At 33.7% G+C, this 13487-nt stretch carries 9 protein-coding genes; 3 read left to right on the plus strand and 6 right to left on the minus strand.

All coding sequences use genetic code 11. From position 1 onward, the window contains the following. Nucleotides 1–13 precede the first annotated feature (13 nt). Complete coding sequence (locus L3049_RS13580; RefSeq protein WP_275110357.1) at nt 14–868, minus strand: CheR family methyltransferase; 855 nt, start codon at nt 866–868, stop codon at nt 14–16. Nucleotides 869–1317: 449 nt separating this feature from the next. On the opposite strand from L3049_RS13580, the gene L3049_RS13585 reads away from it, so the two are divergent. Beyond that, nucleotides 1318–2784 (plus strand): hypothetical protein, encoded by a 1467-nt coding sequence (locus L3049_RS13585; RefSeq protein ID WP_275110358.1) that lies wholly within the window; start codon nt 1318–1320, stop codon nt 2782–2784. A 452-nt stretch (nt 2785–3236) separates the two neighbouring features. On the opposite strand, the gene L3049_RS13590 is transcribed toward L3049_RS13585, so the two are convergent. The 5 genes from L3049_RS13590 to L3049_RS13610 form a co-directional block, all read right to left on the minus strand. Continuing rightward, complete coding sequence (locus L3049_RS13590; RefSeq protein ID WP_275110359.1) at nt 3237–4676, minus strand: TlpA family protein disulfide reductase; 1440 nt, start codon at nt 4674–4676, stop codon at nt 3237–3239. Between the two features lie 353 nt (nt 4677–5029). Beyond that, nucleotides 5030–6574, minus strand: coding sequence for a DUF2130 domain-containing protein (locus tag L3049_RS13595; protein ID WP_275110360.1), 1545 nt, complete (start codon nt 6572–6574; stop codon nt 5030–5032). Between the two features lie 198 nt (nt 6575–6772). Continuing rightward, a complete protein-coding gene (locus tag L3049_RS13600; RefSeq protein WP_275110361.1) occupies nt 6773–7249 on the minus strand; it encodes a hypothetical protein in 477 nt (158 codons plus the stop codon). Between the two features lie 413 nt (nt 7250–7662). Next, nucleotides 7663–9018: a glycoside hydrolase family 43 protein gene (locus tag L3049_RS13605; protein ID WP_275110362.1), complete on the minus strand. Its 1356-nt coding sequence runs from the start codon at nt 9016–9018 to the stop codon at nt 7663–7665. Between the two features lie 543 nt (nt 9019–9561). Beyond that, the gene (locus tag L3049_RS13610) at nt 9562–10050 is read right to left on the minus strand and encodes a hypothetical protein (RefSeq protein ID WP_275110363.1); all 489 of its coding nucleotides are present in this window, start codon (nt 10048–10050) and stop codon (nt 9562–9564) included. Nucleotides 10051–11474: 1424 nt separating this feature from the next. Between L3049_RS13610 and L3049_RS13615 the strand changes: the two genes are divergently transcribed. Both L3049_RS13615 and L3049_RS13620 read left to right on the plus strand, forming a co-directional pair. Then, a complete protein-coding gene (locus L3049_RS13615) occupies nt 11475–12029 on the plus strand; it encodes an RNA polymerase sigma factor (protein ID WP_275110364.1) in 555 nt (184 codons plus the stop codon). 221 nt (nt 12030–12250) lie between these two features. Further along, the gene (locus tag L3049_RS13620; RefSeq protein ID WP_275110365.1) at nt 12251–13426 is read left to right on the plus strand and encodes a FecR family protein; all 1176 of its coding nucleotides are present in this window, start codon (nt 12251–12253) and stop codon (nt 13424–13426) included. Nucleotides 13427–13487: the final 61 nt, after the last annotated feature.

The raw sequence follows: 13487 nt of genomic DNA on the forward strand, positions 1-13487 counted from the left end.
TCGCTGTTAGTGCTTATATTTTTTTATATATTTTGAATAATGTCGATTCTTTTTGGAATCTTTTTTCATACTCTCCTGAGGGTTCTTCAACTTCACCTAAAATGAGAAATCCTGAAGAATTCATGGATCGATGCAATTTGTTAAAAATGATTTCTTGGTATTCTTTGTTGAAATAAATTAGAACATTCCTGCAAAATATTAAATCGAAGTCCCCATAAATACTTTCTTCAGGAGCGTATTGCTGATTGTTTAAGAGATCGAAATTTGAGAAATGAATCATTTTTTTAATTCTTGGGATAATCGAATATTTCTCATCGACTTTAGAGAAATAGTTTTGTGCAATCTCAAGTTTTGTCTCTTTCAAAGAGTCAATTAAGTATTCTCCTTTTTTTGCTTTTAGTAAGGACTTTTGATCAATGTCTGTAGCAAAAATACTTGCGTTAAGCTTAATGTTATTTTTCCGGATATAGTTATCAATTAGAATTCCTATCGAATAGGCTTCTTCTCCTGTTGAGCATCCTGCAGACCAAATTCGGAGTGTTGGGTTTGCCGTTTTCAGTTTCTCATTAATAATTTTAGGAATAATAATTTTGTCAAGGTATTCAAAGGTGAAAGCATTTCTGAAAAAGTGACTCACATTTATTGTGAGGATATCTTGTAATGCTTCAAATTCCTCAGAATTATGCTGTAAATATTCAAGATATTCTTGGTGATTATTGGTGTTCGTTACCGACATTCGTCTTGAAATACGACGATGTAAAAAATCGAGTTCACTTCCACACAAATCAATTTTTTTAGAAAGATATAAAAGGCTCAGTATTTCATGAAGCTCTTTGCTAATACTCTCTTTTTTAGTGTTGATTTGCATCTTAGATTCTTTTTTTTGCATGTAATATTAAAAAAGGAGTCAATCAATTTTCGATCTTCATCACCTAAATTATACGAGTAACAGAGTAGACATAACAGGAAGTGTAATACACTAATTTTATTACATTTCTAAGAACTAAAAGAACAATAAGAACTCCTGAAGTAGTACTAAAAATCGGTATTATCGAGTAAATAACCAATATAAATAGTGTGTGTGTTGAAACAAGGTCATGAGACAGGCTAGTTGTGAATGGAAAGAGTCATTTTATGGAAAATAGAATGTTACGATAATTTGAGTATAATGACCTTAAGCTATAAGGGATTGTAAATGCAAACGATATAAGTTGAAAACCCTTTTGATTTGGGTGTTGTATGGATGTGTTCATTGAATCAAAATCAGTATCTTTGTAGAAAATTAGGACCCTTCCAAACAAAAAAGAAAAATAGCCTATGATCAATGAAGTTGTAAAAGTACATGATAAGTTTTCGGTAGAAATTAAAATGGGCTATGAGCCTCGTAAAGATCGCAAAGTGAATGAATTGTCTGTGAAAACCTGGTTGTTTGTGCCAAGTAGTCTGGATATTAATTCTTCAACTTATCAGAAAGAGGACTTTTACAATGATTTTAATTCGAATATTCGCCTAATTACACCTCCTTATCTGTTAAGAGATATTGCCTTGGGAAGTCATTCCGTATTTAGATATTTGGAGGATGCTTTTCAGAATGTAGCCAATCATCCAAGCCCTAAAAATGAAGCAAATTATGAATATCACATTCGTATGTTTCATACCATTTTAAGGTCGGCTTTGCGCAGGGAAATTCAGCATATTATTCGTAACGAACTGGCGGATGATCGCAAGTACCTTATTGGAGAATACATTGCCAATGTTAAGAAGATTGGTCGTCGTTATCGTGATTTACGCCGAATTGTAAATGTGCCTACCATCCGTAAAGAGATGTATGATTATTACCTTTTTGGCGATGAATTTATGAGCAATCAGTTCGAGGAGCATTCTCATTATTTGTATCGAGGCTTACGAAAATTGCATCATGCCGATTTTGAACAAAATAAGGATGTAATTTTAGAATTGATTAGGGAGGAAAATAGCTACAAACGAAGCAAAGGTTACTTGGTTGTAGAAGAAAAGCCAAATGATAAAAACCGTTGGTTTGTGCATCGTAATGGTGCTTTTCGAAAATACTTTGAAGGCCAATTGTTACTTACATCTCGTAAGAAAAAAGAGGGTGTATTTGTAATGCAACTATTGTATAGTTTGGCTGCTGGATTGGCGATGATTATTGGTGCAGCTCTAACCTTTATCTTTCAGAAAAGTTTGGGGACATTAACCATGCCTTTATTTGTGGCTTTGGTGATTATTTACATGTTAAAAGATCGCATAAAAGATCTCAGTCGACTTTATTTGGTTGGAAAAATCAACAAGCGTTTTTTCGATCACAAAACCATTATTCGGGTTAAAGGAGATGAGAAAATTGGTTGGTGTAAAGAAAGTTTCGATTTTGTTCGTGAAGACAGTGTTCCTTTGCGAGTGATGAAGCATCGCGATCGCTCAAGAATTGTTGATGTGGAAAGTCGTGGTGTAGGAGAGAAGATTATTTTTTACCGAAAACTACTTCGATTAGATCAAAAAGCGCTCGACAATTCATACGGAAACTACAACATTACAGGAGTAGTAGATATTATTCGTTTTAACGTATCGCGTTTAATTCAGAAGATGGATAATCCTGAAATTCCATTGTACTATTTAAAGGATGATGATGAATTTGAGAAGATATCTGGAGAAAAAGTATATTTCGTAAATATGGTACTTCGTTTTAAGTTGGATGACCAAACCAGCTATCGTCGTTATCGAATTATTTTTAACCGACGAGGTATTAAAAAAGTTGAGAAAGTTTAAGGAAATTAGATTTGAGTAATCTGTAATTGTATTGCTATGAAAAAGAGAACAATTTTAACTCTCATTATACTGTTTATAGGCCTTATTTTTTCAGCCACTGTTTTTGTGTATCAAATAAAAGAGGAAATATTTAACTGGAAGTTTTATGTTTCTTTCTTGGGGATTATGATTTTAGGGATGCTGTTTATGGCACTTATTCAACGAGCTATTAGCAGAGGTAAAAGGTATTGATCAAGAGATTTCTAGTTTTGAACCTTATTTTTCACACCTAATAATCTTGACTTTATCTATGCTTAAATCAACAGATACAAAACAAAATACCTTCCGCACCGTATTTAGGCCGATGAGGGTGGAGTGAAGAAGAGAATCTTGAATAAAAATGAATAATAAAAAAGAGGCTGTATCGATGATAGGATACAGCCTCTTTGTGTTTTTGTACAATTCGGAGTTGATTATTTAGCAGCTAATTTCAGGAGTTGTTCTTTTAATTTTGGACTACCTGGTCTATCGGCATTGTACGATACCAACTTACCTTCTTTATTAATAAGTAAATAGGTAGGAACTGCAATAATGGAAAGCGATTTGTGTAGCTTCGAGTCAAAGCCATTGTCAAAGCGATAATGGTTTTTATCTGTTAAAGAAACTTTGAATACCTCTGGCCAAAGTTTATCCGATTTCCCATCTATAGTAGCATAAATGAATTCTATCGGTTGGTCGGATAAGGATTCTTTTAGCTTTTTAGATTCTGGCATAATCATTCTGCAAGGACCGCAACCCAAGCTCCAAATATCCAGATAAACCACTTTTCCTTTGTGCTGAGCAATTAAATCTTCTATTGTTAGCTCCATTTCATCGGAGCTGTGTAATGCTGTTTGCAATAATTCTGGGCTTAAAGGAGCATCAATCATTGCCTTTTTAGCATTGCGCAAATTTAGCTCACGATCAACAACCATTTTGCAATTCGGATCGGTGCTAATTTTAGTAAAGGATTCAATGTATTTCGGCGCATCTGTATTTCTAAATGTCAGATTAAAATAGATTTCTAGCACTAGTACGTTTTCTCTTGTTTTGCCACTCAATGAATCCATTATAACGGAAAGTTTAGCATCTTCTCTACTGAGAGTAGTATCGGAAGCCATTCTTTTTTGTGATTCTTTACGAATTAAAGAGCTAAATAGGTGAATGTAATCACTGCAAATGAGGTATTCATCGTTTTGAATGGAAGCAATTGTATTGTATTTATTAGATCCAGCTGGCAATTGCAAAGAGTTCATATCTACTTTGTTTTTTCTGGAATAAGCTTGGGGAGCTCTATTTAGTAGATTGATGTTATCAATTTTTGTTTCTGTTTCAAAGAAGTGAATAAATTCTTTTTGCAATTCATGTTTCTTTTTGAAAATTGCCAATTCATTTTGTCTAAGGTTTACATAGTCAGTAATCATTGTAAACATGTCCTCTAGCGTGTGTTCTTTGGTGTACCATGATCGCATTAATTCAATTCGATCACATTTTTTTACTTTTTCGAGCTGATATAGAAAACTGTTTGGAGTAGCACCAATTCCTTCAAAATGAAGAGAATCGTCATCAACAGTTATTTCCAATTGATCACCAGGGCTAAGAACCAGTGAATTTCGCTTATTGTTGTAGGTCATCATTCCTTTACTTATTTTTTGTAGTGGAATCGTAATGCTAAAATGTCCGGTACTATCCGGATAAGCAGTTTTGGTATTGTTTTTAGGATCAGCGGGATTTTCTTTAAACCACATAAACTCTATTTTTTCAATATCGGGGGAGAGTCCCTTGCCGTTAATTGTTGCAAAATTTTCCGGCTCTTTCGTGATGCAAGAGCTTAGCAGGATTACTAAGGCACAAATGCTTACTAATTTGTTCATGTTTTTGGGTTTTTCAAAATGGTTATATCGTATGATATTATACAGAGCAACTAAGATATTAGTTTTAATGTACTGTTGAGTATTGTTGATGTTAATATATGTTAAATTAAAACTTAATCACATTGATACGATTCATCAATATTGCATTTAAAACTTAACAGTACAAAATCTAACAAAAATCATGTAAGTATCTTCTTGTCAAGTTTGTCAAGCATGAAAAAAGGCTGTTGATGTTTCAACAGCCTTTGTTAAGATACACTCTTGTGTTTGTTTCGCTTAAATCTTCTTTTAATAATGTGATGATTCGATCAGTAGTAATAATATTTAGTCATTAATTTAGTACTGTTTCGTTCCTAAAGTTCTTCTAGGTTATCAAATTTTGCTTTCATCGTTGGATTACCGTACGTCAGTTTTTTAATCGTTAAATCATCAGCTTTATTATTTGCCAAACGTAAATTATTTTCAGATGATAAAAGAGCATCCTTCGTTTTTTGAAGATGAGTAATGGTTTTATCAATTTCGTCAATAGCAGTTTTAAATTTTCGACTGGCTAAATCGTAATTATATGCAAACCCTTTTCTAAAGGTCTCAATCTTATCCTCAAAATTGGTAATGTCAACGTTTTGATTTTTTATTAAATTAAGCTCAGCCTTGTATTTTAGGGAATTCATTGCGGCATTACGAAGCAATGTAATTATTGGAATGAAAAATTGTGGACGCACAACATACATTTTCTCAAATTTATGAGAAACATCAACTATACCAGTATTGTAGAATTCATTCTCCGATTCTAAAAGAGAGACTAAAACTGCGTATTCACATTTTTTATCTATACGATCCTTGTCAAGTTTAGCAAAGAAATCTTCATTTCTTTTCTTAGTGGCAGTTTCATCATTCTCATTTTTCATTTCAAACATAATTGAAATGATTTCATTTCCTGAGTTATCGGTTTCTTTATAAATAAAATCACCTTTACTTCCACCTCTCGAATCATTATCTTTTTCGAAATAAGCATTTTGAAAGGCTGTTGCTCGTAGTTTATTAAACTCTGATTCACAATGTAGTTCTAAAGTTTCACCAACCATTTTTGTAGAAAGCTTCTGTTTGAAATCTTTTAAACGAGCAATCTCATCATCTTTCATTTTGATGGTTTCATCTTTGGTATTAAGCTTATTTGTAAATTGTTCCTTAATAGATTTTTCAAGTAGTTCTTTTTCGGTTTCCTTGATTTTTAAATTGTTAACAAGATCATCCCGTTCTTTTTCAATTACCTTAGTAGACTCTGATACGGCTAATTTTTTTTCAGTTTCAGCTTTATCGATTAGCGACTGCATTGTAAGAATTTCAGTTTCTTTTGCCGTTAATTTCTCTGCAAGTTCAGCGCTACTTTGGGCTTTTAGCTCAGATAGTTTTTTATCCTTTTCTGCCAATTCTTTTTGCAATGTATTTTGGATATTTGCTTCAGCTAATTTAACTGCATTTACTTTTTCGGTTTCCTTTATTTTTAGATTGTTAACAAGATCATCCCGTTCTTTTTCGATTTCCTTGGTTGCTTCAGTTACTGCTAATTTTTTCTCAGTTTCCGCTTTTTCAATCATTGCCTTCATTTCAGAAATTTCAGATTCTTTCGCAGTTAATTTTTCTGATAATTCTGTATCGCTCTGAGCTTTTAGCTCGCTTAGTTTTTTATCTTTTTCTGCCAGTTCTTTTTGCAATGTATTTGTGATGTTTGCTTCAGCTAATTTAACAGCATTCGCTTTTTCTTTTTCAGCAAGAATTAATCTATTCTTCAATTCTTCTTCGAATTGATGGTCGCGAACTTGCTTTAGAATATCTGCAAATCCAGCTTCATCAACTTTAAAAGCTTTTTTGCAATTTGGGCAGATTATTTCATTCATATTGTTCTATTATTTCTGGATTTTTTACAGTTTCTAAAATTGTTATTCTAAGCGTTAAAGTACCAATAAAATTATTTTATTCCATCAATTGCAATCTGACTCTATAACTGTTTGCTCGTTACGGTGGTGTTATACAGCGTAGCCTTGTTTTGCGCCTGCGGCAAGCTATTCTTTATGAGCCATTGTTGTTACCTGTTGTTATATATCTTTCAGCAACTTCTTTATTTTAATTTTTCTCTGTTTTTCTTGGTTTCGTTTTTTTCTAAAACTTATTAGCCCAACTAAGGAGAAAATAGTGAAAAAGACTAAGAGAATAATTTGATTTATATGATCATAGTCTCCGTCAGATTTACTCATGAAATCAAAAAAATAATCTAAAATCATTAGAGATGTCATTGCTCCACCGAAAATAGCCATTATCAAAAAATGTTTGGAGTTATAGCTTCCAAATGAATTTCCAATAAGTCCTTTTTCATTTCGTTCTTCTTCAATCAACTTTTCAAGCTGCCATTTCTTTTGATGTCTTTCTACATTCTTGAAATTGAATTTTCGAGCAGTGAGTTCTTTCTCTGCAAAATATTTCGCATCCTTATTCAATTTCTGCCTGCCGACAAATATCTCATAGAGTTCTTTGTCGGATTTATTTTTGAATATTTTTTCCCAATTATAACTCATTGTCTTTTTATAATTACAGGTAACGTTAAGAATATGCGGAGTTTGGGTTTTCGAAGCTCCAACATATCAGACCGTTACTGTTTTGAGTAAATGTATTGAAGTTAAATTTACCTACAAACCCCAACTTACGTATATTTATTGTTGGCCACAGTTATTTATTGTCAATCAGTGTTTTAATTTATCCGACTCGGTTCTATCTTTAAAGTTCACTATAAACCTGTCTGAATTATTCGTAGTTATAATCAGTTACAGCATCTTATTTGAACTAATCAGTAATCGGGTTTTACCAAATTTGTCAAGTTTGATGAATCCTTTTTTGATTGCTCCAGAGCTAAAGCCATTTGTCCGTGTTTTAATGTGAGGTATCATATCCGAAAGCTCAATATTTTCCATTATGGATTAAACTCCAAGGGCTATCGCGCTGTAAATTGAAACCAATTGAGACGGAAAGGTTCATCAGCTCCACGATATACCAAATAAAGATCATTCACCCCATAAATTTCTGAAACTGAACAACGTATTGTTTTCCATTTATCCCAACTACCAGTCCCTTTAACCTTGCATGTGCCAATCAACTTACCGGTTTCTGAACCAAGACGAATTTCAATCGCTCCACCTTTACCTTCAGCCGCCACTCTAATTTGAATTTTTTTTGCTCCTGAGCCAAAATCGACTCCGGAAAGTTGAGTCCAATCGCCATCGCTTATTTCTGTTACCATGCATCCACCTTCGCTGCACGGCGTTACTTCAATTCCGTTTTGGTGATCCATAGTCTCGGACTCAACCTTTTCAAACGGATTCAATGATTTAATCTGAGGAACACTCTCGCGTGTCACAACAACCTTTTTCATCGTGCCATCTTCATTATACTCTAATAAATCAACACAAACATTTCGTTTATATGCTTTATTCGATATTCGACGATCGTGATAAAACATGTACCATTGATCATTAAATAGAATGATTGACTCGTGGCTATTATTTCTAAGGTTTATATTTTCACCATCAAGTGATGGGCTTGGCAATACCACCCCCTGAAGCTCAGAATTAGTGAACAATGGATTATCAGCTATGATGTAGTAAATATGTTGTCCAGGTAATCCTGGGTACGACAAATAATACTTGCTGTCTTTCTTGTGTACAAAAGGTCCTTCAAAGGAATGTGGTGAATCGATGGTTATAGCTGTTCCATCTACCGAAATCATATCCTCATTCAGTTTAATTACACGAAAGTTTTTTCCGTGCGGGCTGGTTTTATTCCTTCCGCCACCAAAGTAGAGATAAGCTTGTCCATCATCATCAATATAGGCGCATGGATCAAATAACCAACTCACATCACAATTTGGCATTGTTTTATCAACTAGGGGCTTTCCTAGCGGATCAACAAAAGGTCCCTCTGGCTTATCTGACACAGCGACACCGATGGAATTACCTGCATTCGGGTAATAGAGATAAAACTTATCGTTGCGGAATACAACTGAAGGGGCATAGGCATTATCAGCCCACTTAGAATCCTCTTTTACCCTAAAAACAATGCCGTGATCCGTCCAATTCACCATGTCATCGGAAGAGATTAAGGTATAATTCAGCAATCCATCGTAGGAATCTACATTATCTTCATCACTCGAGCAGTATACATACACACGACCTTCATGCACCATAGCATTAGGATCTGCACAAAACCGCTGCGTTATTATCGGATTATCTGCTTTCACTATTTCCTGAGTCATTATTAGTAAGCCAATTATTGCAATTGTTACTCTAATCATTTTTTTCATATTTTTTAATAAATTAATAATAATGGTTTTGTTACCTACAATTCTATCTAGTTCAAATGAATAGGACTAGTATTAGTCCCAATAGTCCAATTATTATCAAAAAAGTTATTCTTGTTTTTATATGCATTGTAGTTTTGTTCAATTCTGACTAACGTAAATATTAGTCTCAAATTATCAACTGTTTAAGTTTTCACAAATAAATTCAATTTTTTGCTCCATAGTTGTCGTTTCTTTCCAAGGCATAGCAATTTGTTTTTATCACAAATTACGACCTAAAAAGTGTAAACCATGTGCCTTTAACTTTGTAAACGATGTCCCTTTACCATACCTAATTGCCCCTAACGGTCTTGCTAAGTTGCGTGGGCGATTAAAACAGATGTCTTGTCAAACCGCACGAAAGCAAGCCGCATAAATTTGTTTATATTTTTAAGCAAACCAAATCTGGGTGGCTTGCTGGTGTTTCTTAATTGCACTAATCTTTCAAATTGAGCATCACCGCCAATGAAATTTAGCTTTTGTTAGCTGCTGCCATTTCTATATTTTTTCTAATTCTAATACAAATTTCGTTTTTGGCAAATAACTGATCCTTATTGAATCATCTTTTTCAATCCCATGATAAATTTTATCACGATATACGAAAATCCATTTTGATTTAAAGTCTGGATTGGTAAACGATAGGCTTATGTCAGATTTATCTTGTCTGATATTTTTAATTCTTGTTTCCATAACTATCTTTTTCCTATTATTATAGTCCGTATTCTTCCTTGTCATAAAAATAAACATTGGAAGTCCAATTAACACTAAGAATATCAGAGCACATAAAGCAATCGAATTCAAATATGTCATTGAGTCTATTAAGTATTCGCCATTTCTGCCAGGAATAACTGGAATAATTAGAGTCGCTGCAATAAACAGAAGTGTAAGGATTAATATCCTTTTTTTGTCCTTTCTTCTGATTGCGCGAATCATAAGTTCATCTTTGCTATCGAAGTACTTCTCATTAAGAGTTTCTCTGAAATTCATTCTTCTAATTTTTTCAATTTACAATGCTTTTTTTCTCAAGCGTAGATTTTGGTTGCAGCTAACGGTATGGCGATATGTTTCGTCACTTGTTTTGAAATATATCCGCCTGTTATCATCTGTTGGGCTGTGAATACCACTTAGGATAAATTATTTCAGCCCATTTAAAAATAATTTGTCCTATTTAAAATTTCATTCCCTTTTGCATTGTCTATACACCCGTGTATGGATCTGTTCAATGAGGGAAGAAGAGATTGCAACACTCCAGGATTTTTACCATACTTGACTTTTATAAAAAAGTCTCGTAACTTCTCAAAGTCAAAAACGTTTTTACGTTCTGAATGTGTAACACTCACACGCTTCAAGCGTTGACTTTGATGAACTCGTTCTCAAGAATCCTTCCTTATCCCAATCCCTGAAATTTTATCTCAAACGCTCAAATTCACAGCACAATTGATGATTTAACTAGTTTATAACAACAATATTGTTGTTATTTCTTATGTGTCAACATTATAGTTGTTGTTATCCCTCCCATACGGTATGCTAACAACAATTATAAAATATATTTAACAATACCAAAGCTAGTTAAATTCGCATAAGTATAAGGATGTCAAACTTGCCAAGTTTCTAATTGTGATACAATACACACTAATTTTGGTTTTAGGCTTCCTGTTCGCTGTGGAATTTCATTTGTTCGCTCGGGAAGTGCAACTGTTCGCACAATAGGTCGTCTGCTACATCATAAAGTGCTTCTGCTACAAGCAAAATGTATTTCTGTTACAGGAGGTTTGTTCTTCTGTTACATGGGTAAAGGCTTCTGCTACAAGCAAAGAGTCTTCTGCTACAGGTCAAATGTGTTTCTGCTACAAGGGGTTTGTTCTTCTGCTACATGGGTAAAGGCTTCTGCTACGTGCAGAAGAGTATATGTGTTGTAGCAGATGAGGTAAATAGCCGAGCAGAAGAATGCAAATGGCGTGCAGCTATACAATAACTTGTAAGAGAATGCATTCATTTATGAGCAGAACATAAAAAAAGGGAAACATTTCTGTTTCCCCTTTAGCTGCTTCATTTTTTATGTTTTGCTTACCTCTTTGGTTGTTTTAGGATAGATAGAGGAATCCTTTCCTTAAGTAATTCAGGTATAAATAGAATTGAGAAAATTTGATTGTTTTTTTATTGGTAGGAAGTAGTTTGAATTTGAGTAGTTATGATATGTATTAGGAGAGGAGGAAAAGAAAAGAATTCTTCTTATTGTTTAGTACTCTTGTTTTTATCTTAATTAGAGTGATGTTTTAGCTGTTTGCAGAATTTTAAGTAAAACTTGTTTTATGCTTACTTTCCTATTCTTCAATTGCTAGGCTAGGGAAGTGGAGTTGCGAATGATATTTTGCAATATCGCCATGCTTTACTATTTTTACGGACCCTCTATGAAAAACCAAGAACAAAATATCATTGAAAAATTACGATTTGGAGATGAATCAGGCTTGCGAGAAATGTTTGATTTGTACTACTCTCCATTGTGCATTTTTGCCTTAAAATATATTGATGCTTTCGATAAATCGGAGGATTTGGTGCAAGAGGTTTTTATTAATTTCTGGGAAAAGAATCGGGTCGCGCAGTTAAATGGATCGCTAAAATCTTACCTTTTTACGGCAGTAAAAAACAATGCACTGGCCTATATTCGTAAGAATAATAAATATTTACTGGAAGAGTTGAATGATGATATTGATCTGTTTGTTGAAGAATCCATTGATTCTGAAATGTTGGAGGATAAAAAGAAACAACTCTACAAAGAATTAGATAATTTATCAGAAAACAATAGAAAGGTTTTTGAAGCTATCGTTTTTGAAAATTTGAAATATAAAGAAGTAGCAGAGATTCATGGTGTTTCGGTGAATACTGTAAAAACACAATTTTCCAGATCTTTAAAACAGCTTAGAGCTTCATTTACGATTATTATTCTACTCTTACTTCATTCATAGGTGAAATAAGATCGATTTTGTTGATGTAAATATTTCCTAGGAATTTGATTTTAGAAAATCAAATTTCTTCTTGTTTATGGCTATTCCTGCCCAAAATGATTGAGTGGATAAAAAAATAACATTTTTTTTAGTTTATCTGTCACCCATTTTAAGGTTCTTGAATCTTGATATTGATAATCACACACACTTATGAACTATTAAAACCAATTGGTATTAAAAAAATGCAAGAAAAAGAAGAACATATTATTCAATTAGCAATCGATTATTCGAAGGGGGAATTGTCGGTACAAGCTAAATTGGAATTAGAGGAGCTTTTGGCAGAAAGCAAGGAGAATAGAAGCATTTTCGATTCTTATTGTGAGAAATACCATAAGGCTCGGTCGGTTGCTTTTCTAAGTCAGCTGGATGAGGAAAAGGCGTGGGGAAGAATAAGGGGATCAATTAAAAAGCCAGAAAAGAAATCACGAAAATTACATTTGTGGATTCCATATGCTGCAGCAATAGCAATTCTGATTAGTGTTAGCACTTTCTTTTTAACACAGCATCAGGAAAAAATTCTTTCTTCGAAAGAATACAATTTTAGTGAACTAGCACAAGTAGGAAGTCGAAAAGCTTTTCTAACTCTTGCAAATGGTTCGAAAGTAACGCTTCATGAGGAGATAGAGCAACAAATTGCTGAAGCTGATGGAACAAAAATCACAAAGGATTCGGCAAATAACATAACCTATTTGGCTAATGCGGATACAAAGCAAGAATTACTGTACAATACCATTAATGTTCCGCGAGGGGGAGAGTATTCCTTAACCTTATCGGATGGAACAAAGGTTTGGTTAAATTCCGATACTGAATTGCGTTATCCGGTGAAGTTCTCTAAAGATAAAAGAGATGTATATCTAGTAGGTGAGGCATATTTGGAAGTTGCTCATAATAAAGAAGCTCCTTTCACAGTTCACACGCACGATTCGGAAGTTGTTGTGTTGGGAACGAAATTTAATATTTCTTCTTATGAGGATCAGGAATTTATTGCAACAACCTTGGTTGAAGGAAGTGTGCAAATTAATAACCTGACCAGCACTGAGATCCTTGAACCAGGAGATCAGTCAATGATCGTTCGAGGTTCTGCGCAAATTAATGTTGCAAAGGTAGATACAGGTTTGTATACCTCTTGGGTGAATGGAGTTTTCGAATTTGAAAATATGGAGTTGGAATACATTATGGCTCAATTGGGCAGATGGTACGATGTAAAATTCTTCTTTAAAGAGGAACAGCAAAAACACATCCGTTTTACCGGAGCCATTAAGCGTGATAAACCGTTTGAGTTTATGTTAGAAATGATAGAACAAGTTGAACAAGTAAAATTTTCAGTGAAAGATGAACATATAATAGTGGGTCGATAAGAATCGATCAAAATATATAAATAAAAAAAACAGGAAATATTGGCCTATTTCCTGTTTTAAG

The sequence above is a fragment of the Labilibaculum sp. DW002 genome (assembly GCF_029029525.1).
In the GTDB taxonomy this organism is placed as follows: Bacteria; Bacteroidota; Bacteroidia; order Bacteroidales; family Marinifilaceae; genus Paralabilibaculum; species Paralabilibaculum antarcticum.